This is a genomic window from Pseudidiomarina terrestris (assembly GCF_030466375.1).
Classification (GTDB): domain Bacteria; phylum Pseudomonadota; class Gammaproteobacteria; order Enterobacterales; family Alteromonadaceae; genus Pseudidiomarina; species Pseudidiomarina terrestris.
In genome coordinates this window covers 82122-103489 of the sequence record NZ_JAGGJE010000006.1, presented here as the reverse complement: position 1 = coordinate 103489, position 21368 = coordinate 82122, and the positions used below count along the sequence as shown (strand labels likewise).

The window sequence follows — 21368 nt, the reverse complement described above, 5'->3', positions numbered from 1 at the left end:
GCTTATTCGATATCGAGCGGCTCAGGTGACAAAATGACACCAGTATTATCAGCGTAAATATGATCTTCCGGCAAGAAGGTCACACCACCGAAATTCACGGGCACATCAACCTCACCTACCCCTTCGGCAGAAGCGCCTACCGGGATCGAAGCAACGGCCATAATGCCCATGTCGAGCTCATCAAGAGCATCCACATCACGCACGGCACCGTAACAGATAATCCCTTCCCAATCGTTATCCAGCGCCATTTCGGCGACCGCGATATCGATCAGAGCGCGACGACTGGAACCGCCACCATCGACCAGCAACACTTTGCCGACTCCCGGCTGCTGCACCACTTCTTCGATGACGCCTTTGTCTTCAAAACACTTCACGGTCACAAGCTGACCACCAAAGGACACCCGGCCACCAAAATGGACAAACATAGGCTCGACCACATCGACCATGTCGGGGTAAAGATCGCAAAGTTCCGAAGTATTGTATTCCATTGCCGTTCCCCTGCTGATTACGTCATTAATACGACAAGAATTGTGTCAGCACAGTATAGCCGCTTATTGCCCCATGCAAAAGGACTTAGCAGGGAACAAACCGCGGCCTACCGGCAAGCACTACAGAATGAAGCGACTGAGATCTTCGTCTTGTGCAAGTTGTCCAATATGCTGGTCAACATAGTCAGCATCGATGCGAATGGTTTGTCCGTGCAAGTCACTGGCACCAAAGGAAACTTCTTCCATCAGTCGCTCCAGCACTGTGTGCAGGCGCCGGGCACCGATATTCTCGGTCGTCTCGTTCACATGGAAGGCCGTTTCAGCAATGCGCTGAATGCCGTCTTCGGTAAATTCCACGGTGACTTCTTCAGTGCTCATCAGTGCCTTGTATTGGGTCGTCAACGACGCATTCGGCTCCGTCAGAATGCGCACAAAATCGCCACTGGTCAGTGCATCTAACTCAACCCGGATCGGCAACCGGCCTTGCAGCTCGGGAATCAGATCCGACGGTTTGGTCATTTGAAACGCGCCGGAGGCAATAAACAGGATGTGGTCAGTTTTCACCATGCCATGCTTGGTCGACACTGTAGTGCCTTCCACCAACGGCAACAGATCCCGTTGCACACCTTCACGCGACACATCCGGACCGCTGCTGTCAGAGCGCTTACAAATTTTGTCGATTTCATCCAAAAAGACGATGCCGTTTTGCTCAACAGAATGCAGCGCTTGCTCTTTCACCTCTTCCGGATTCAGCATTTTCGCAGCTTCTTCTTCGACCAGCTGCTTAAAAGCATCTTTGATCTTCAGCTTGCGCGGTTTGCTTTTGTCGTTGCCCAGGTTCTGGAACATATTCTGCAACTGCGAGGTCATTTCTTCCATGCCTGGCGGAGCCATGATTTCTACGCCCATTTGCGGCATAGAAATATCAATTTCGATTTCCTTATCGTCCAGCTGGCCTTCGCGCAGCTTTTTGCGAAAGACCTGGCGGGTATTACTTTGTTCACGCTCGGTCTTTTCTTCGTCAGCCCAACCTTTGGCCGGAGGGAGCAACGCATCCAGAATCCGATCTTCAGCGGCTTCTTCCGCGCGGTAACGCACTTTCTTCATCATCTGCTCACGCGTTTGCTTGACGGCAGTATCGGTCAAATCGCGAACGATCGACTCAATTTCCTTACCAACATAGCCAACTTCGGTGAACTTAGTGGCTTCCACTTTGATAAAAGGTGCGTTGGCCAGTTTCGCCAGACGCCGGGCGATCTCGGTCTTACCCACACCGGTGGGACCGATCATCAGAATATTTTTCGGCGTCACTTCCTGGCGCAGCTCATCGTCCAGCTGCATACGGCGCCAGCGATTACGCAGGGCGACGGCAACCGCTTTCTTCGCGTTATCCTGGCCAATGATGTGACGGTTCAGTTCATCGACAATTTCACGTGGGGTCATATCAGACATTGGCCACAGACTCCTGTTCTTCGATGGTTTGGAAAGTATTGGTATAAACACAGATGTCACCGGCAATGGTGAGCGCGCGCTCAACGATCTCACGGGCATCTAAGTCAGTGGTGTCGAGCATAGCTGTGGCCGCCGCCTGGGCATAAGGGCCACCAGAGCCAATCGCAATCAGGTCACGCTCAGGCTGCACCACATCGCCGTTGCCGGTAATAATTAGCGAAGTGTGTTTATCGGCGACCGCCAGTAAGGCTTCCAGGCGGCGCAGGGCGCGGTCAGTGCGCCAGTCTTTTGCCAGCTCCACCGCCGCACGCATCAGGTTACCCTGATGTTGCTCAAGTTTGGCTTCAAAACGTTCAAATAAAGTAAAAGCATCAGCAGTACCGCCAGCAAAGCCAGCCAGTACCTGATCATTGTAGAGACGACGCACCTTACGGGCGTTGCCTTTCATTACGGTGTTACCAAGGGAAACCTGGCCATCGCCGCCGATGACAACTTTATCACCGCGGCGGACAGAAACTATTGTGGTCACAAATACGTCCTCTTTGTTGCGCTATGCAGCAGTTATGAGGGCGAATTCGCTGATTTCAATGGTGCGGCGACAATTGGTTGTCGCCGCATTTGGCGGTTAAAGGTTCCAGTTCCAGATCTGGCAACCATGAATACTGGCGCGCTGCAGCTTGTGCCGCTCCGCTTCAGCATCGCGTTTGGTTTCGTAAGGACCTAACACCACTCGATACCAGGTGTTGTTGTTGGAAGGATAAATTTCACTTTCCAGCCCCTGCAGTGCAATCGCGGCTCGCAGCCGCTCTGCGTCTGCACGCTTACGGAAAGAGCCACACTGCATCAGTTTCGGTGGCCCCAGCTCACGTTCAGGCACGTCCACCTCGACCTCAAGGTTCTCTAACTCTTCAATATACTGCCAGCGTTCTTCGGGCTTTTTCGGCATGGGTGCCGCCACCGGCCCTGTACTACTGGCGGGTGTTTCTGTTACCGGCTGCTGCGTCACCTCGCTGTTGTTGGCGTCCCCGGCATCCTTACCGCCGGCGATGAAGCGTAAACCGCCCACAAGCGCCGCCACCAGCAACACCGCCAACAGCACGATCGCCCATGGCACTTTGCGTTGCGCAGCTGCAGCTTTGCCGCCACGCCGGGTTTGTCCTGGCTTGCGTTTGGGCGGCTGTTTACGGTTAGCGTAATCCATACTTACATTCTATCCAGAGTTTCGATACCGAGCAGTTCTAAGCCTTGCTCCAGAGTCTTAGCCGTCAGCGCAGCAAGTTTAAGACGACTTTGTTTGACCGCCGGGTCCTCGGCTTGCAGGATCGGACAAGCTTCGTAAAAACTGGAGAAGGCGCCCGCCAAATCAAACAGGTAGCCACACAGGAAGTGCGGCATGGCTTTATTGGCCACCGAGTGCACCACTTCATTAAAGCGTACCAGTGTATTGGCCAGCGCTTGTTCACGCTCATCCTGCAGCATGAATTCACCACTGAGCCCGGTCGGCTCGACGCCGGCTTTGGCGAATACGCTCATCACCCGGGTATAGGCATAAAGCAGATAAGGTGCAGTATTACCTTCAAAACTAAGCATGGTGTCCCAGTCGAAAATGTAATCACTGGTGCGGTTTTTCGACAAGTCGGCATATTTCACTGAGCTGATACCGACCACCTTGGCGACTTGAGCTTGTTCCGCAGTACTCAGTTCTGAGTTTTTCTCCTGTAACAAAGCCAGCGCTCGCGCTTCTGCCTGGTCCAGCAAGTCGGCCAGCTTGGTCACGCCGCCATCACGACTCTTGTACGGACGGCCATCTTTGCCCATAACCGTGCCGAAACCATAGTGGTCCATTTCCAGGTCTTCACGGGCAAAACCAGCTTTTTTCGCCAGGGTGAAAATTTGCTGGAAGTGCAGGCCCTGACGCTGATCCACAAAGTACATCAGATGATCGCCTTTAAGTACATTCTGGCGATAGCGTACAGCAGCTAAATCCGTGGTTGCATACAGGTAGCCACCGCCGGATTTCTGCACGATCACCGGTAACGACTCACCCTCTTTATTCTTAAATTCTTCCAGGAATACACATTGCGCGCCTTGATCTTCGACCAGCAAACCTTGCTCGCGCAGATCCTCAACGACGTTGGCAAGATCGTCATTGTAGGCACTTTCGGCCATAACATCGGCGCGGGTTAGTTGTACGCCCAGGCGGTCATAAACTTCCTGGCAGTGACTAAGGGACACGTCGATGAACTGTTGCCACAAACCGCGACACTTTTCATCACCGGACTGTAGCGCAACGACCAGTTCACGGGCACGGTCAGCAAATTCCGGACTTTCATCAAAGCGCTGCTTCGCAGCTTTGTAGAAGGTTTCCAGGTTGCTCAGCTCCATCGCCAGCTCAGCACCTTCAAGCTCTTCCATATGCGCCAGCAGCATGCCAAATTGGGTGCCCCAGTCGCCGACGTGATTTTGCCGGACCACGGTATGGCCAAGGAATTCTTCGGTGCGCGCGACCGCATCACCGATAATGGCCGAACGTAAATGGCCCACATGCATCTCTTTGGCGAGGTTGGGTGACGAGTAATCGATCACGATACGTTTGGCTTGCGCTGCCGGTTGCACTCCAACACGTGGATCCTGATAGGCCTGCTGCAACTGTTGGATCAGCTGGTCCTGACTCACCACAAAGTTAATAAAACCCGGGCCGGCAAGGTTGGCATCGGCGATTAAATCGTTTTCCGGCAGGGCCGCGAGTAACGCTTCCGCCAGCGCGCGCGGATTCATACCTGCGGGTTTGGCCAGCATCAATGCCAGGTTCGTTGCAAAGTCGCCATGGCTCTTATCGCGAGGACGGTCCAGCTGGATGCGCGGGCTTAGGTCAGCCGGTAGGGTACCTTGCTCTTTCAGGGTGGCCACCGCGGCCGCTAATAACTGCTCCAACTGCTCTTTCATTGCATCCAACCTTATGAATTTCGGGAAGCGGCATTTTACTTGCTTCGCCGCAGAAAAAAAACCTTTGCTACCTAGCTAAAATCTTGCGGATCGACATCCAGTGACCAGCGCACACGCCGCAGCTCGGGAAGCTGCTGCAATTGGGGCAGACTGTGCTGCAGTATTTGCTGGCGAAGCCCACGTTGCTGGCATTGTAGCAGCAACTGGTAACGATAGCGCCCGGCACGTCGCTCCATCACCGCCGGCATGGGTCCGAGCACCATCAATTGCGGATGCCGCGGCAGCTGATCGGCGATAGCCTGCAGGGCTGCCTGCGCATGTTGCGCTTCGTGCGCCTCGGCACGAAACAGCGCCAGCTGACCAAAGGGCGGCAACTGGGTGAGTTCCCGTTCGCGCAGCAAAGAGCGGGCAAAGGCTGCGTAACCGTTGTGGATCAGATCCTGCAGCAGATCATGTTCCGGATGGTGGGTCTGCAGTACCACAGTGCCCGGTGCACTGGCTCGTCCGGCCCGCCCAGCCACCTGCGTGATCAGTTGTCCGAGCCGCTCCGCAGCGCGAAAGTCTGAGCTGTATAAAGCGCCATCAATGTCCAGCATCGCCACCAGCGTCACATGAGGAAAATGGTGCCCCTTGGCAATCATCTGGGTGCCGACCAGCAACGGAAACTTATTCTCGGTGGCATCGGCCAGGTGCTTTTGCAGACTCCCTTTGCGACGGGTGCTGTCGCGATCGATGCGTAATACCGGATAATCCGGGAATAATTCGGTCAGTGTTTGTTCCAGTTGCTCGGTGCCCACCCCGCGTCCGACTAACTGGGTCGAGCCACAATCATGGCATTGCGCCGGTATGCGCAACTGATCGCCACAGTGGTGACACTGCAGCTGCTGCTGGCGTTGGTGAACCGTGTAATAGGCATCGCAACGCCGGCACTGCGCCAGCCAGCCGCATTCATGGCACAGCAGTGCCGGCGCGAAACCGCGCCGGTTGATGAACACCAGCACCTGTTGGCCACGCTCAAGCTCTTCGCGCATGCGTTCAATCAAGGGTACTGACAAACCCGCTTTGAGCGGCATTTGCTTGATGTCCACCACCATATGGCGGGTGGGACGTGCCTGTCCTGCGCGCTGGGTCAATTGCAGATGTGCATAACGTTTTTGGCTGACGTTATTAATACTCTCCAGCGACGGCGTGGCTGAGCCTAAAATCACCGGTACCCGTTCTTTGTGTCCGCGCACCACAGCCAGATCCCGGGCATGATAACGGAAACCTTCCTGTTGCTTCAGCGAGCTGTCGTGCTCCTCATCGACAACAATCATGCCGAGTTGCGAAAATGGGGTGAAAATCGCCGAACGTGTGCCGATCACTATGGCTGCTGCGCCATTCTTCGCATCCAGCCAAGCATCCAGCCGCTCCCGGTCACTAAGTGCCGAGTGCAACATCACGATAGGCACGGCAAAGCGTTTCTGGAAGCGTCGCAGCGTCTGCGGGGTTAAGCCGATCTCTGGCACAATCACCAGCACCTGTTTGCCTTTACGCAACACTTCAGCCATCGCCTGCAGGTAGACTTCGGTCTTGCCGCTGCCGGTCACCCCCTCAAGTAAATAGGGCTGCGGCTGCTGGGCGGCGCCAATCGCCGCCACCGCCAGCGCCTGCTCAGGGTTGAGCTGCAACGGTTCGCTGCCGATGGCAAAGGTCCAGTCACGCTCCGCGCTGGGTTGGTGCTGATACGCCTCGATCAGTTTTTTTTCCTGCAAAGCTTTCAACGCCGATAAAGAATACTCCTGCGCGACGATATCGCGTCGCAACAGCGAGCCAGAGCGCAGCGCGGCCAGCAAGCGTTGCTGTTGGCGGGCGTTACGCAATTCATTGAGTTCCAGTTGCTGTCCGGCAGGGGTCGCCTGATAGGCCTGCGTGGTCTGATAGCTGGCCGCTTCGCCCTGCCGCAACAGTACCGGCAACCCATGTGCCAGTACTTCACCCACTGGATGCTGGTAATAGTCCGCCGCCCACTGCAATAATTCCCAAACCGGCTCGCTCAGCACGGGCTGCTCGTCGAGCACCTTGCTCACCGCTTTGCGTTTAAACTCACTCGCGGCCGGTGTTGGCACCGCACCCATGCAAAAGCCGACCACTTGCCGTGCGCCAAAGGGCACCTGCACCCGTGTCCCGACGGCAGGAGCCTGGTCACAATCGTAGTCAAACACCCGCGCCAGAGGCACGGGCACAGCCACCTGAATGACGGTGCTGGTGTTTGCATTTGAATTTACAGAAGTGGCGTTCATAACCGCTATTGTGCGGTGCTGCGCACATTGGCGCAAGCGCGATCCTGATGCTTGATCATTACTTGACCTTGAGGTAGAATTCGCGCCCTATTAATCGACATTAACCACGTATGGTGTCCGGCAACAGATCGGATGGCGATGCGGCCCAATTGAGGTAACCCCTATGAAATCAGGTATTCATCCTAACTATGAAGACATGAAAGTATCTTGCTCATGCGGCAACACTTTCGTAACCCGCTCAACTAAAGGTGGCGAATTGCACCTTGACGTTTGTTCAGAGTGCCACCCGTTCTACACTGGTAAGCAGCGTATTATGGATACTGGTGGTCGTATCGACAAATTCAACAAGCGTTTCAGCGTGTTGGGTGGCAAGAAGTCGTCGTAAAAGACAAGCTTCTGGACAGAATTCAGAAAAAGGCGCCAAAAGGCGCCTTTTTTTATGCCCGTCTCACTGTCAGCCCGCATAAGGGCTGAAAATTAGCATGGTGTGTTTTTAAGCACCTTTGCAATTTAGTGGTCCGAAGTGGCCTTGCGCAACGGTCTTTGGCATCAGGTAAGATTTGTTATTCGCTGGTAAGCCTCTACAATGTCCTTTATTCAGTCACCTGATGGCGATGCATGCCATCGTTTCGGAACCAAAAGGTACGCTATTCAATGTCTGACTTTCGCAAACAAGCGCTCGATTACCATGCATTACCGACTCCCGGCAAAATCAGTATTGAGCTGACCAAACCGGCGGAGACCAGTAAAGATCTGGCGCTCGCCTACAGTCCGGGTGTCGCCGAGCCGGTGCGCGCTATTGCCGCGAACCCTGACGATGTTTACCGGTACACCGCCAAAGGCAACATGGTCGCGGTGATCTCCAACGGTACTGCGATTCTGGGTCTGGGCAATTTAGGTCCAATGGCATCGAAGCCGGTCATGGAAGGTAAGGCACTCTTGTTTAAACGCTTCGCTGGGCTTGATTCGATCGACATTGAGGTCACCCATCGCACCACGCAGGACTTTATCAATACCGTTGCGAATATCGCCGACAGTTTCGGTGGGGTGAACCTTGAAGATATTAAGGCGCCGGAGTGTTTTGAAATTGAAGAAGCACTGATTGAGCGCTGTGATGTGCCGATTTTTCATGACGACCAACACGGTACCGCCATTGTGACCGCCGCCGGCCTGTTAAATGCATTGGAAATTCAGGGCAAAGAACTGCGCAAGGCACAAATTGTCTGTTTGGGCGCCGGCGCGGCCGCTATTGCCTGCATGGAACTGCTGATCAAGTGTGGCGCCCAGCGTGAGCACATCTATATGCTGGACTCCAAAGGGGTCATTCATACCCGTCGCGAAGACCTGAATCAGTACAAAGCCTTGTTCGCCAACAACACGGATAAACGTACATTAGAAGAAGTGATTAGCGAAGCTGACGTCTTTGTTGGTGTGTCCGGCCCGGATCTGCTGAGCCCCGACGCACTGAAACTTATGGCCGAAAAGCCTATTGTGTTTGCTTGCTCCAATCCTGATCCGGAAATTAAGCCGGAACTGGCCCATAAAGTCCGCGACGACTTGATCATGGCCACCGGCCGCTCGGATTATCCGAATCAGGTCAATAACGTACTTTGCTTTCCGTTTATGTTCCGCGGCGCTCTTGATGTCCGCGCCCGGGCGATTAATGACGAAATGAAGATTGCCGCGGTTGAGGCCATCCGTAGTCTGGCCAAAGAGCCTGTTCCGGAAAGCGTCTTAAAAGCAGCTGGCGTTGATAAACTTGAGTTTGGTGTGGATTACATCATTCCCAAACCCATCGATCCGCGTTTGAAAACCCGCGTTTCGCGTGCCGTCGCTGAAGCAGCCGTCGCCTCCGGCGCCGCCCGCATCGACCTACCGAAGAATTATATGGCGGAGTGAGTACTCCGCCTTTTTCGTTCTGGATTGACAAGACCTTAACTGATCTATACTTGCTGACGAGGCGTAATGAAATACGACGCAAACGTTAGGGAGGTTATTAATGTCTCATACGGACCAAACTAAGAAAACAGCAGAGTTTACCGCACCAGGCCTGAAAGATAAGGCCGCTCACGAAACCATTAAGTTGCTTGACGACAGATTGGTGGCGCTCATCGATTTGCAGCTGACACTGAAGCACATTCACTGGAATGTCGTCGGCCCCAACTTTATCGGCGTGCATGAGATGCTCGACCCGCAGGTCGATTCCGTGCGCGAAATGACAGATACCATAGCTGAACGCATCGCGACCCTCGGTGGCGTTCCGAACGGCACGCCAAAGTATTTGGTCGACCGCCGTCGCTGGGAAGATTACTCCCTTGGCCGGGGCTTGGTTAAAGACCATCTGGTCGCCCTCGATAAGGTTTACGATGGCGTGAACTCTGATCACAGAGCCGCGCTGGAAAAACTCGCCGACCTGGACCCAGTCTCAGAGGACATGTTAACGGGCCAACTGGCTGAGCTTGAGCAATACCAGTGGTTCGTGCGTGCTCATCTTGAGTCAGCAACTGGTGAACTTAAAACTTAACCCAACACCTGATTTTTCCGCAGGGGCTATCGTCGCAGGCGATGGCCCTTTTTTATTTTCCAACCTGCAATTCGCTCCGCTCACTATCTGAAAGAACGTAACCGCGCCGCGCGACGGAAGCCTCCGCAAAAGATCAATACTTATGCTTGTTTTGTGAATTTATATTCACTATACTTACGCCATCTTTGGGTCATAAGTTTACTGTGAATGTCTAAGCAAGAAACCATACAATGCGCTGTTTTTGGAGCGAGCGGCTACAGTGGCGCTGAGCTCGTCTGGTTACTGCATAATCATCCAGAGTTTACCTTGACTCATGCATTTTCCTCGAGCGCACGTGAGAAAGCAGAGCCCATCTCCGCGTTGTATCCGCAATTGAGTGGTCGGTGCGAGCAGATTCTGCAACCTTGGCACTCGGATCTGTTGCCGCAATTGGCGCAACAGGTTCGGGTGGTTTTTTTAGCGCTTCCCCATGAAACCAGTGCTGAACTCGCGCCACAGCTGATTGCCGCTGGCCTGGTCGTCTTTGATCTGTCCGGTGCTTTTCGGCTGCGCGACGCGCATCAACACCTGCAGGCGTATGGCTTTAAGCAACCTAAGCTTGAGGCTGCTGTGCCTTATGGTTTGGCCGAATTCTCGCAGTTGCGGGGCGACGAGCCCTTGATCGCCGTGCCCGGCTGTTACCCGACCGCAGCCGCACTGGCACTTCGCCCCATAAGTCATTTGTTGGCCCAGTACTCTGTGCCAATTGTCAACGCGGTCAGCGGTGTCACCGGTGCCGGTCGCAAAGCCCAGCTGCACACCAGTTGCGCGGAAGTCAGCTTGCAGGCCTATGGGATTGCGTCGCACCGGCATCAGCCAGAAATGGCTCAGAGCATTGGTCGTGAGGTGCTGTTTGTGCCGCATCTGGGTCATTTTAAGCGTGGCATTCTGGCGACCATTTATGCCCAGGTGCAAGCTGGTATCTCGGCGGCAACGATCGAAGACAGTCTGGCAGCATGCTACGCCGATCAACCGCTGATACGGCTCGTCGATACCCCGCCCAAGCTAGCGCAGGTTGTTGCGACCCCTTACTGTGACATTTACTTTAAGTTGCACGAGCAACAGCTTATTTTCAGTGTTGCCATTGATAACTTACTCAAAGGCGCAGCAGCACAAGCGGTGCAGCTGGCGAATCAGTATTTCCGGCTGCCAGCTAGCGCGGGCTTATTGAACCTTGGAGCCGTGGTATGACGACGCCACTGGTCATCAAAATAGGCGGTCGGGTGCTCACCGACCCCACCGCGTTAAGTCAACTTTTCAGCACCGTACAGAAGCTCGCTGCCTTGCGGCCACTGGTGCTGGTGCACGGCGGTGGCGATCAGGTGCAGGCGCTGTTACAGCGGTTGGGCGAAGTCTCGACAAAAACCGACGGTCAGCGGGTCACCCCTGCTGCACAGATGCCGATTGTCGCCGGCGTACTTGCTGGCGATCTCAATTCACAGCTTTGCGCTATAGCGCAGCAACATGGCTTAGCCAGCGTGGGGCTGACCTTGCAGGCAGGGTCCACCGTGCGGTGTGAGGTTGATACCACACGGGGTGCGGTGGGCATTCCGCAACCGCACAGCAGTAAGTTACTTGAGCTGTTATTGGACGCCAACTACTTACCCATCCTCAGCTCCATTGGCCTAAGTGCCGATGGCCAGCGACTCAATATTAACGCTGATCTTGCCGCAGGCGCGGTCGCGCAAGTGCTGCATGCAGACCTTATTTTACTAACCGACGTGGCCGGCATTCTCGACCGCGATGGCCTCCTCATTGACTCCATTGATGCCACGCAGGTTCTGCAGCTTATCAGCGACGGGATCGTGCGCGATGGCATGGTGGTGAAATTAAACGCCGCTTTACAAGCCGCACAACATTCGCGACGAAGTATCGCGGTGGCCGGCTGGCAAGACGCCAACGCACTGACCCGACTGGCAAAGGGTGAGGCGGCCGGAACCCGCATTCGTTTCTAAGCAGCTATTACCCTATTCATTTTTTAGAATCAGTTATTAAGTTGGAATCATCATGCAAGATTTACTAGCACTGCGGGACTTATCAAGCGCGCAAGTGGCACAATTACTGGACCTGGCCCAGACCATCAAACAACGCCCCACGACCTGGCAAAACCATCTGCAGGGCAAAAGCATCGCGCTGGTATTTGAGAAGCCCTCGCTGCGCACCCGCGCGAGTTTTGCGGCAGGTATCCACCGCTTGGGCGGCCACAGTATTTACCTTGATGCTGCGAATCTGATGGGCAGTCGCGAGCCCGCGACCGATGTTGGTGCGAATCTGGCGCTATGGCACGACGCCATTGTCGCGCGGGTGTTCTCGCAGGCGACCCTGGAGGAACTTGCACAAGCCTCAGACAAACCCGTCATCAATGCACTGAGTGATGTCTGTCATCCGTGTCAGGCAATGGCTGACTTGCTCACCCTGACTGAACAGCTGGGCGATTTGAGTAAGGTCACGCTGACCTATATTGGCGATGGTAACAATGTTTGCCAGGCGCTGATGTCAGGTGCAGCGCTGGTTGGAATGGACTTACAAATCGTGACGCCGGAAGGGTATGAGCCCAATGCTGATGCCCTTGCTTTGGCACAGCAAACGGCGCAGGAAAATGGCGGGAGTATTTCCCTGCACCACGACTTCAGCAATCTACAACAAACCGATGCGATTTATACCGACACCTGGTTCTCAATGGGGCAGGAGCGGGACAGTAATCAGGTGATGCATGACTTTGCCCCTTTTCAGGTCAATAACGATCTGATGCAGCAGCTCGGCGCCAGCTATTTTATGCATTGCCTTCCTGCGTACCGCGGCCGCGAGGTTACTGCCGAGGTAATTGATGGCCCGCAGTCGCTGGTCTTACATCAGGCCGAAAATCGTTTACACGCACAAAACGCAATTTTAGTTCAGTTATTTGCAGGAGCTCAGGCATGAAAAAGTCGATCGATAAAGTGGTGTTAGCCTATTCAGGTGGTCTGGATACGTCCGCGATCGTGCCTTGGCTCAAGGAAAACTATGACTGCGAAGTGGTCGCCTTTGTCGCTGACGTAGGTCAGGGTGATGAAGAGCTTGCCGGCGTGGAAGAAAAAGCTATCGCCTCCGGCGCCAGCAGTTGCCATGTGGTCGACCTCAAACAGCAGCTGGTCAATGAGGTGATTTTCCCGACCCTGAAAACCGGTGCCATTTATGAAGGCCAGTACCTGCTTGGTACCGCGTTGGCACGGCCAATTATTGCTGCCGCACAGGTCGAAATTGCGCGTAAAGTCGGTGCGGATGCCCTCGCGCATGGCTGCACCGGTAAAGGCAACGATCAGGTCCGCTTCGAGTCTGCGTTTGCCGCGCTGGCGCCTGATTTACAAGTGATTGCTCCCTGGCGTGAGTGGGACATGCGCAGCCGTCCGCAACTACTGGCGTACCTTGCTGAGCGCAATATTCCCTGCAGTGCATCAGCAACTAAAATCTACAGTCGCGACGCCAACCTTTGGCACATTTCGACCGAAGGTGGTGAGCTCGAAGATCCCTGGAATGCACCGACCGCACAAGTCTGGAGCTGGACCACTGAGCCCCTGCAAGCGCCTGACGTGCCGGAATACCTGACCTTGTCGTTTTTGCACGGCGAGTGGGTTACCCTCAACGGCGAAGCTATCGATCCGGTCAGCGCCATTACTCAGCTGAATCATGTGGCGGGTGCCCATGGCGTGGGTCGCCTCGATATGGTGGAAAACCGTCTGGTCGGCATGAAATCCCGTGGCTGCTACGAAACCCCTGCTGGTGCTGTGCTTTACGCTGCGTTGCAAGGACTTGAGAGTCTGGTGCTGGATCGCACCACACAGGATTATCGGATTCGCATGGGCAACGAATTTGCTCAGTTACTTTACGATGGGCGCTGGTTTACTCCGCTGCGCGACGTCATGCTCGCAGCCGCAAACAAACTGGCTGAGCCTTTAACTGGCGATATCGTCGTTAAACTCTACAAAGGCCAGGTCAACGTCACTCAGAAGCGCTCACCCAACAGCTTGTACTCGAATGCCTTCGCTACCTTTGACGAAGACGACGTCTATAATCAACAGCATGCTGAAGGCTTTATCCGCCTTTACAGTCTGGCATCACGCATCCGCGCCCTGCACCAGACTCCGGCGGCAATCGATGGAGATGAGGCAGCGTCATGAGTTTATGGGGAGGACGGTTCAGCGAGCCCAGCGCCGCTGAATTCAAACAGTTTAACGATTCGTTGCGGTTCGACTACCAGCTGGCGACCTACGATTTACAGGCCTCCCGGGCCTGGGCGGATGCCTTAGCGCAGGCGCAGCTACTGACGGCGGACGAAAATGCCCAGTTACAGCAGGCACTACAGGAGCTGCAACAGGGCGTCGCAGCCGACCCGCAGTTGCCGTTGCAAAGCGACGAAGAAGATATCCACAGTTGGGTCGAAGCACAGCTGATCGAAAAAATCGGTGCGACAGCGAAGAAACTGCATACCGGACGTAGCCGTAACGATCTGGTGGCCACGGACCTGCGGTTGTTTTGCAAAGCCGTCTGTGCCGAGCTGATCACGGCAAATCTGGCCGCTGTGCAGGCGCTGATCAAATTCGCCGAGCGCTATCAGGCTGCGGCGTTGCCGGGCTACACCCATTTACAGCGGGCGCAGCCGATCATGGCAGGACATTGGGCATTGGCCTACGTACAAATGCTGCAGCGCGATGTCAGCCGGTTGAAGGAAACCCAGAAGCGACTGGACGTATGCCCACTGGGCAGCGGCGCGTTGGCGGGTACCACAGCTCCGCTGGATCGGGAAGCGCTGGCGCACAGTCTGGGCTTTCGCTACGCCTGTGAAAACAGTCTGGATGGCGTGTCCGACCGCGATTTTGCGTTGGATTTACTGCATAGCGCCAGCACCGGTATGCTGCATTTATCACGCTTAGCGGAAGATGTGATCTTCTATTGCTCCGGCGAGTCCGGTTGTTTTGCCATGACTGACAAGATCAGCAGCGGCTCTTCATTAATGCCACAGAAGAAAAACCCGGATCTGTTTGAGTTGCTGCGCGGCAAAACGGGACGGGTGTTTGGCCATCAACATGCGCTGCAAACCACCTTGAAAGGTTTGCCGCTGGCCTACAACAAAGACATGCAGGAAGACAAAGAAGGCTTATTCGATGCCCTGCATACCTACCTGCAGTGTCTGCAGATGTTGACCTTCGCGGTACCCGAGTTGAGCGTAAACGAAGCCCATGCGGCGCAGCAAGCTGCGCTGGGCTACAGCAATGCTACCGAACTTGCCGACTACCTGGTCAGTAAAGGCATCCCGTTCCGTGACGCCCACCATATCACCGGTGCCGCGGTGCTTTATGCCCAGCAGCAAGGGCAGCCCTTGGAGGCGCTAACTTTAGCCGAATTTCACGAATTTTCGGACACTATCGGCGACGATGTCTACCAGGTTCTTGAGCTGAATTATGGAGTGCAGCAGCGCAGCGCCTTAGGTGGCACGGCTCCCAGTGCGGTACGGGTCGCGATCAAACACGCCAACGACTGGTTGCATGCTGCGGAAGCCGCCAGCAAACACGTACGTCAGGCGCGCCTGAGCGATGCCAATAAAATCTGTGATCTGATCGCTTACTGGGCTGATCAAGGTGAGAACCTGCCGCGGGACAAAGCTGATGTATTACAAGCGATTCAGAGCTTTGCTGTAGCGGAAATCGACGATGAAGTGGTGGGCTGTGCGGCGCTTTATGTGTACAGCACAGGCCTGGCAGAGATCCGCAGCCTGGGTCTGTTTCCGCAGGCGCAGGGCAAAGGTCTGGGGGCTGAGCTGGTCGCGTTTTTATTATGGAAAGCGCGCGAGCTTGGTATTTCCCGCACCATCGTACTGACGCGGGTACCGGAATTTTTTGGCAAGCTTAACTTTCGTCTGACAGTCAAAGACAAGCTGCCAGAAAAAGTGATGAAAGACTGCGATATCTGTCCGCGCAAACATGACTGCGACGAAACGGCACTGGAGTACCTGCTGTAGAGCTTACTCCAGTTCGTCGGCGTCCAGCTCTTCGTCGGCCGGGATAGGCAGGCCGCGACGCTCCAGCTCGGCACGCACCTCAGCTGGGATCTTGTGTGGGTTGTCTTTGCGTAAATCGTCATCTTCAGGCAAGGGCTGCCCTGTGAAGGCGTGTAAAAACGCCTCGCAAAGTAATTCACTGTTGGTGGCGTGACGCAGATTTTTAACTTGCCGACGGGTACGCTCGTCGGTAAGCACTTTCAGCACCCGGGTAGGGATGGACACGGTGATTTTCTTCACCTGCTCACTTTTCTTACCATGTTCTACATACGGGTAAATATACTCGCCGTCCCACTCCATACTGCACCTTCCACTGAATAACCTTACATAATGGGGTGAATTGTACAATGGTCTGCGGTACAGTCAACTTTATACGCTTAGCGGTCTATACGTCTTTTTGCACAGACTTAAAATTAAGGTGCTTTATTGCCTGGCAGTGGCACCGTATAATCGCTGTTTAATCTTTATTCTGGAGAGCGCATACGCATCATGAAGGTTGAGGTTTCCGAAGCACAAATTCAAACCGTTGCAGATCAAGTTCAGGTTCACAAATTCGGCGGTAGCAGTCTTGCCGATGCCTATTGTTACCGACGGGTAGCCCGCATCGTCACAGAGTACGCCGGTGCCAGTGACCTGGTGGTGGTTTCTGCAGCAGGTGACACGACCAACCGCATCCTTGCCATTATTGATGCCAAACACGAAGCCGATGCCGATGCCGATGGCGATTACGGCATGGCTGAAGTGCTACTCAAACAGTTAGAGAAGTACCAACAGGGCTTAATCACTGAATTGTTAAGCGGTGAACATCAGCAGCGCCTGTTAAGAGCCTCAGAAATTGACTTTGCCCGCTGGTGGGACTGGCTCAGCGGCGCAGAAATCATCGAAAACCGCCCAGAACTGCTGTCCTATGGCGAACTTTGGTCAGCACGCTTGCTGTCCACCTTGCTACAGCAACAAGGTACCCAGGCGGACCACATCGATGCCCGTAGCTTTCTGGTTGCAGACGATGCGCCAGAGCCTCTCATCCGCGTTGACGTCTCGCGCGCGGGGCTGCTGAACCGGATTGCCCCTTATGCCGGTACCCGCTTTATTGTCACCGGTTTCATCTGCGCCGACCCTGAAGGTCGCTCGTTGATTCTTGGTCGCAACGGCAGTGACTACTCGGCCACCCTGGTCGGCAGTCTGATTGACTCCAAGCAGGTCACCATCTGGAAAGATGTCGCCGGGGTCTACTCCGCTGATCCGCGCAAAGTCGAACGGGTCGTGAGTCTGCCTATTCTCGATTGGCGTGAAGCTGAAGAACTGGCTCGCTTAGGTAGCCCGGTGTTGCATCCGCGCACCTTCCAGCCGGTCAATCGTGAGCGCATGGTCATTGCCGTACGCTCGAGTCTGAAAGTAGAGAATCAGCAAACCCGAATTGGCTTGTACGAAGACGCCGAAGCTTCCGGTAAAGTGCTGACCGCACTTTCGGAAGTGGTGCTGTTCCGGGTCGACTTACGCGACGCCAAACTGATTGAGGCGTTCGAAGAGCTGGAACTGACCCCTTTGATTAGCTGGAACGAAGTTGCGCAACATCAGGCCTATTATGCTTACCATCAGAACCACCTGGATTACATGGAGCAATGGTTAGCTGAGATCGACACCAAGCATAACGCCAGCAAGCTCACCGGCTACGCGATGCTGGCGCTGGTCGGCAATCGTATTCAGGAGACCGAACAGTATTCTGTATTCAAGCAAGAAACCAGTGAGCAGGCGCTGCGTCGGCTGGCGCTGACACCCGATAATAATGCGGTGGTCGCTATTCTTGAGCAAAAACTGGATAACCGCCTATTGAACCGGATCCACAGTCAGCTCTTCAACCACCGCCGCAGTCTTGGTGTACTGGTGGTCGGTCGCGGTAACATCGGTAGTGCCTGGTTAAGTCTTTACCGCCGTTTGCGCGAGCGCATTAACGAGCAGATGGACGTGCGTATCATTGGCGTGTTGAACTCCACCCGCATGTGGCTGGATTACAATGGTCTGGACTTAACCGACTGGCAGGATAATTTCGAACGCCTGGCCCGCCCCTATGAAATGAGTCAGCTGATCCCGGAGTTACCCAACGCACCCTACGACGAACTGGTGATGCTCGATTTAACCGATGCCACCGCTGTCGCGCAGCTGTATCCAAGCTTTTTCGCCAACGGTTTGCATATTATCAGTGCCAATAAACGCGCTGGCGCCTCGACCGAGAGCCAGTACAGCGAAATCCGCACCATCCAGCAGGAATATCAGCGGGAGTGGTATTACAACACGACCGTTGGCGCCGGCCTGCCGCTCAATTACGCGCTGAACGACTTACGTAATTCCGGCGATAGCATTCAGAGTATTTCAGGGATCTTCTCGGGCACCATGTCGTGGCTGTTTGAGAATTTTAATGCCGATGTGAAATTCAGCGACTTAGTGCGCGAAGCAAAAGAGCGCGGGCTCAGTGAACCTGATCCACGCGAGGATTTATCCTGTCAGGATATTATTCGCAAACTGCTGATCCTGGCACGCGAGATTGGCTTACGACTGGACTGGAAAGATATCGATGTTGATAGCTTACTGCCGGAACATCTGGCTGATATTCCGCTGGACGAGTTCATGCAGCGCTTACCTGAGCTTGATGATGGTATGCAGGATCTGTATCAAGACGCGCAGCAAACCGGGAAAGTTCCACGTCTTTTGGCAAGCTTTGCCGTGCGCGATGACGACCGCGTGATCGCGCGAGTCGGGATTGAGTATATTCCTGAAGGCGATATGCTCGCCAACCTGATTCCGGGTGAGAATATCTTCGTGATTTATACCGACTGGTACCACGAAATGCCGCTGGTCATAAGTGGCCCCGGAGCCGGAAAAGAAGTGACTGCGGGCGGTGTGCAATCGGATCTGAATCAATTGCTCAGCCGCCTCAGCAAAAAAGTCTGACCCGCTTAGAAGATCGAGTCGTCGTCACCAAAGACTGTCGGTGACGATGACTTATCCACATACTCAGTGGGTGCCGTACCCGGGATAAAGTACTCAAAACGCGTCGTGTAATCACTGGCGCGACTGAGCTTTCCGGTGGCCAGGTCGATTCGGGCAGAAACCAGGCCAGGCGGTACATCAAAGGGCTTCGACTCAACATCTTCAACTGCGGTTTCCATAAAGTCGATCCACATAGGCAGCGCAGTCTTGGCCCCTGCTTCCGTACCCGAAATAGGCTGTTCACTACTATCAAGGTTACTGTTCATCGTGGTGCTACCCAGAGCATTTTCGAGGTTATCGAAACCCACCCAGCCGGTCGCAACCAGTCCACTGACAAAGCCTGAGAACCAAGTATCTTTGACATCGTTGGTGGTACCCGTTTTACCGGCGATATTACGCCCGACATGGTTGGTGATAGGGTCCGAGCGTTGAATCCGCCAGGCCGTGCCGTTCCAACCGGTTTTGTGGGCCCAGCTGCCGCCGCCCCAAACCGCCGATTGCATCGCCTGAGTAACCAGGAACGCATTCTGTTCGGTAATCACCTGCGGCGCTTCCAGCACCTCGCGGTCAGCCGGCTCGCAGGCAACACAGGCAACTTTGGGCCGCGCCTGGAAAATCACCTGTTGCTGATTATCGACGATACGCTCGATAAAGTACGGCTCAATCAAGTAACCGCCATTGGCGAACACAGCATAGCCGCGAGCCACTTCAAGTGGTGTCATTGACGCCGAACCAAGCGATAAAGATTCGTTGCGGGGCAGCTCATCGTAATCAAAGCCAAACCGCGTCAGGTAGTCAACCACTGTATTGACGCCCATGGCTCTTAACAGGCGCACGGACACCACGTTTTTTGACTTTGCCAGCGCTTGTCTTACCCGGATGGGGCCTTCGTACACATCAGGTGAGTTGCGCGGCCGCCAGGCGATACCACTGCCCGGGTTCCACTGGTTGATGGGCGCGTCATTCACTAAGGTGGCCAAGGTGAAACCATTGTCCAGCGCCGCTGAATAGATAAAGGGCTTGATGTTAGAACCGACCTGGCGCTCTGCCTGTACCGCTCGATTGTACTGGCTCAGTGTAAAGCTGTAGCCGCCCACCGCTGCCGCGATACCGCCATCATTGGGGCGCAAAGCGACCATCGCCGCACTCGGCTCTGGCACTTGCGCAAGACGCCAGCCGTTATCGGTTGCGCGAACCCGAATAACAGCGCCCGCGGTAAACACATCGACAATGGACTCCGGTGCCTGGCCCTGGCGTTCACGGTTAATCAAGGGCCGCGCCCAAGCCACCTGCGACCAGTCGAGCTGACCCTGCTCGCCGTCAGCAAAGAGCAGCGTTGCTTGCTGCGCTTCTGAATCAACGGCCAGCACTGCGGCCGCACGCGTCAGCCCCACCGCCTTAAAATCTTGCAGGCGCGCCAGCACTTCAGCTTCAGGTAGGGGGTTTTGCTCTTTTGCCGGGCGCCATAATTGTGCCTCGACGCCCCGGTAACCGTGCCGCTCGTCGTAGCCATGCAAGTTCGCTTGCACAGCACGTTGTGCCGCACGCTGCTGCTTGGCGCTTGCGGTCGTGTAAACTTTCAGGCCACTGTTGTAGGCAAAGTCCTCGCCATAGCGCGCAACCATTTCGGCGCGCACCATTTCCGCTAAATAGGGCGCATTCATGGTGACTTCAGCGCTGTGCACGCGGGTCCTGATTGGCTCAGCTAAGGCCGTCTGGTATTGCTGCTCAGTGATTTTGTCTTCAGCTAACATACGGCCAAGCACCACGGCGCGGCGTTCGCGGGCGCGCTCGGGATTCGAAATCGGATTCATAGTTGAAGGAGCTTTGGGCAAGCCGGCAATCATCGCCATTTCTGCCAACGTCAACTCGCTTAACTCTTTACCGTAGTAAACCTGCGCTGCTGCGCCGATGCCATGGGCACGATGCCCAAAGGTAATTTTGTTCAGGTAGAGCTCGAGAATCTCATTTTTTTCCAGCTGACTCTCAATGTGCAGTGCGATAAAGGCTTCTTTGATCTTCCGTGTCCAGGTTTGCTCAAAGCTTAAGTAGAAATTTCGCGCCAACTGCTGGGTAATTGTACTACCCCCACTTTGGATTTCGCCGGTAGCAATAAGCTGAAAAAAGGCCCGGGCAACACCAATAGGATCAATCCCGACGTGCTCATAAAAGCGCTGATCTTCAGTGGCTAAAAAGCCGTCAATAAGGCTTTGTGGAACGTCTTCCAAGGCAACGGGGATACGCCGTATCTCACCAAACTGAGCGATCATCTCACCATCAGAAGAATAAACCTGCATAGGAGTCTGTAAGCGAACTTCTCGCAATTCTGCAACACTTGGCAGTTCGTCCTTGTAGTATAAGTACATACCACCAACGCTAAGACCACCTACAACAAAAGCAAGCAGTGCGCTGTACAGTATCCATTTTAAAACTTTCACAAAATTTATCCTTTTTTGGATCTGGTGCTATCTTTGTAAAGAAACAGTTGCTTAGTTGCTATCTCTCGCTGCATATTATAGAAAGATAAGGAAAGATTCCTATGCAAGCTCGAAAAACTGCTATGCTCTTTGCGGAAATCTTACATTTCTGTCGTGCGCAGCGAATGGCAATTACTA

17 protein-coding genes are annotated in these 21368 nt (G+C 54.5%); 9 read left to right on the top strand and 8 right to left on the bottom strand.

Features of this window, described 5'->3' with window-relative positions; all coding sequences use genetic code 11:
* Positions 1–2: 2 nt before the first annotated feature.
* The 6 genes from rraA to priA form a co-directional block, all read right to left on the bottom strand.
* On the bottom strand, positions 3–488 hold the full coding sequence (gene rraA, locus J6J28_RS12195; RefSeq protein ID WP_301722111.1) for a ribonuclease E activity regulator RraA: 486 nt from the start codon (positions 486–488) through the stop codon (positions 3–5).
* A gap of 120 nt (positions 489–608) precedes the next feature.
* Positions 609–1940, bottom strand: a complete 1332-nt coding sequence (gene hslU / locus J6J28_RS12190; protein ID WP_301722109.1) for an HslU--HslV peptidase ATPase subunit — start codon at positions 1938–1940, stop codon at positions 609–611.
* Complete coding sequence (gene hslV, locus J6J28_RS12185; protein ID WP_301722107.1) at positions 1933–2469, bottom strand: ATP-dependent protease subunit HslV; 537 nt, start codon at positions 2467–2469, stop codon at positions 1933–1935. Before hslV ends, hslU begins: the two co-directional genes overlap by 8 nt.
* A 96-nt stretch (positions 2470–2565) precedes the next feature.
* Positions 2566–3141, bottom strand: coding sequence for an SPOR domain-containing protein (locus J6J28_RS12180; RefSeq protein WP_301722106.1), 576 nt, complete (start codon positions 3139–3141; stop codon positions 2566–2568).
* 2 nt (positions 3142–3143) lie between these two features.
* Positions 3144–4886, bottom strand: coding sequence for an arginine--tRNA ligase (gene argS, locus J6J28_RS12175; protein WP_301722104.1), 1743 nt, complete (start codon positions 4884–4886; stop codon positions 3144–3146).
* A 71-nt stretch (positions 4887–4957) separates the two neighbouring features.
* Complete coding sequence (gene priA / locus J6J28_RS12170; protein WP_301722103.1) at positions 4958–7168, bottom strand: primosomal protein N'; 2211 nt, start codon at positions 7166–7168, stop codon at positions 4958–4960.
* Between the two features lie 163 nt (positions 7169–7331).
* Here priA and rpmE point away from each other — a divergent pair, with 163 nt between their 5' ends.
* From rpmE to argH, 8 genes are all read left to right on the top strand, one after another.
* A complete protein-coding gene (gene rpmE / locus J6J28_RS12165) occupies positions 7332–7553 on the top strand; it encodes a 50S ribosomal protein L31 (protein WP_301722102.1) in 222 nt (73 codons plus the stop codon).
* A gap of 269 nt (positions 7554–7822) precedes the next feature.
* On the top strand, positions 7823–9067 hold the full coding sequence (locus J6J28_RS12160; protein WP_301722100.1) for a malic enzyme-like NAD(P)-binding protein: 1245 nt from the start codon (positions 7823–7825) through the stop codon (positions 9065–9067).
* A gap of 100 nt (positions 9068–9167) precedes the next feature.
* Complete coding sequence (dps, locus tag J6J28_RS12155; protein WP_301722099.1) at positions 9168–9692, top strand: DNA starvation/stationary phase protection protein Dps; 525 nt, start codon at positions 9168–9170, stop codon at positions 9690–9692.
* Positions 9693–9899: 207 nt separating this feature from the next.
* A complete protein-coding gene (gene argC, locus J6J28_RS12150) occupies positions 9900–10922 on the top strand; it encodes an N-acetyl-gamma-glutamyl-phosphate reductase (protein WP_301722098.1) in 1023 nt (340 codons plus the stop codon).
* Positions 10919–11686, top strand: a complete 768-nt coding sequence (argB, locus tag J6J28_RS12145) for an acetylglutamate kinase (protein ID WP_301722097.1) — start codon at positions 10919–10921, stop codon at positions 11684–11686. The genes argC and argB overlap by 4 nt, the downstream gene beginning before the upstream one ends.
* A gap of 52 nt (positions 11687–11738) precedes the next feature.
* Entirely contained in the window at positions 11739–12653 is a 915-nt protein-coding gene (gene argF / locus J6J28_RS12140; RefSeq protein WP_301722095.1) for an ornithine carbamoyltransferase, read from the top strand.
* Entirely contained in the window at positions 12650–13888 is a 1239-nt protein-coding gene (locus J6J28_RS12135; RefSeq protein ID WP_301722094.1) for an argininosuccinate synthase, read from the top strand. Before argF ends, J6J28_RS12135 begins: the two co-directional genes overlap by 4 nt.
* Complete coding sequence (argH, locus tag J6J28_RS12130; RefSeq protein ID WP_301722093.1) at positions 13885–15726, top strand: argininosuccinate lyase; 1842 nt, start codon at positions 13885–13887, stop codon at positions 15724–15726. The genes J6J28_RS12135 and argH overlap by 4 nt, the downstream gene beginning before the upstream one ends.
* A gap of 3 nt (positions 15727–15729) precedes the next feature.
* Here argH and metJ read toward each other — a convergent pair whose 3' ends face one another.
* Complete coding sequence (gene metJ / locus J6J28_RS12125; protein WP_301722092.1) at positions 15730–16065, bottom strand: met regulon transcriptional regulator MetJ; 336 nt, start codon at positions 16063–16065, stop codon at positions 15730–15732.
* 189 nt (positions 16066–16254) lie between these two features.
* Here metJ and metL point away from each other — a divergent pair, with 189 nt between their 5' ends.
* Positions 16255–18714, top strand: a complete 2460-nt coding sequence (gene metL, locus J6J28_RS12120) for a bifunctional aspartate kinase/homoserine dehydrogenase II (RefSeq protein ID WP_301722091.1) — start codon at positions 16255–16257, stop codon at positions 18712–18714.
* A gap of 5 nt (positions 18715–18719) precedes the next feature.
* Here the strand turns inward: metL and J6J28_RS12115 are convergent, their stop codons facing one another.
* Positions 18720–21191, bottom strand: coding sequence for a penicillin-binding protein 1A (locus J6J28_RS12115; protein ID WP_301722090.1), 2472 nt, complete (start codon positions 21189–21191; stop codon positions 18720–18722).
* Between the last annotated feature and the right edge of the window lie 177 nt (positions 21192–21368).

Excerpts from the sequence above, each read along its gene's own strand:
- metJ (WP_301722092.1), bottom strand. The coding sequence starts at position 16,065 with ATGGAGTGGGACGGCGAGTATATTTACCCGTATGTAGAACATGGTAAG.
- argS (WP_301722104.1), bottom strand. The coding sequence starts at position 4,886 with ATGAAAGAGCAGTTGGAGCAGTTATTAGCGGCCGCGGTGGCCACCCTG.
- priA (WP_301722103.1), bottom strand. The coding sequence starts at position 7,168 with ATGAACGCCACTTCTGTAAATTCAAATGCAAACACCAGCACCGTCATT.
- metL (WP_301722091.1), top strand. The coding sequence starts at position 16,255 with ATGAAGGTTGAGGTTTCCGAAGCACAAATTCAAACCGTTGCAGATCAA.
- argF (WP_301722095.1), top strand. The coding sequence starts at position 11,739 with ATGCAAGATTTACTAGCACTGCGGGACTTATCAAGCGCGCAAGTGGCA.
- J6J28_RS12160 (WP_301722100.1), top strand. The coding sequence starts at position 7,823 with ATGTCTGACTTTCGCAAACAAGCGCTCGATTACCATGCATTACCGACT.
- hslU (WP_301722109.1), bottom strand. The coding sequence starts at position 1,940 with ATGTCTGATATGACCCCACGTGAAATTGTCGATGAACTGAACCGTCAC.
- J6J28_RS12180 (WP_301722106.1), bottom strand. The coding sequence starts at position 3,141 with ATGGATTACGCTAACCGTAAACAGCCGCCCAAACGCAAGCCAGGACAA.
- J6J28_RS12135 (WP_301722094.1), top strand. The coding sequence starts at position 12,650 with ATGAAAAAGTCGATCGATAAAGTGGTGTTAGCCTATTCAGGTGGTCTG.
- rraA (WP_301722111.1), bottom strand. The coding sequence starts at position 488 with ATGGAATACAATACTTCGGAACTTTGCGATCTTTACCCCGACATGGTC.
- rpmE (WP_301722102.1), top strand. The coding sequence starts at position 7,332 with ATGAAATCAGGTATTCATCCTAACTATGAAGACATGAAAGTATCTTGC.
- argH (WP_301722093.1), top strand. The coding sequence starts at position 13,885 with ATGAGTTTATGGGGAGGACGGTTCAGCGAGCCCAGCGCCGCTGAATTC.
- dps (WP_301722099.1), top strand. The coding sequence starts at position 9,168 with ATGTCTCATACGGACCAAACTAAGAAAACAGCAGAGTTTACCGCACCA.
- argB (WP_301722097.1), top strand. The coding sequence starts at position 10,919 with ATGACGACGCCACTGGTCATCAAAATAGGCGGTCGGGTGCTCACCGAC.
- argC (WP_301722098.1), top strand. The coding sequence starts at position 9,900 with ATGTCTAAGCAAGAAACCATACAATGCGCTGTTTTTGGAGCGAGCGGC.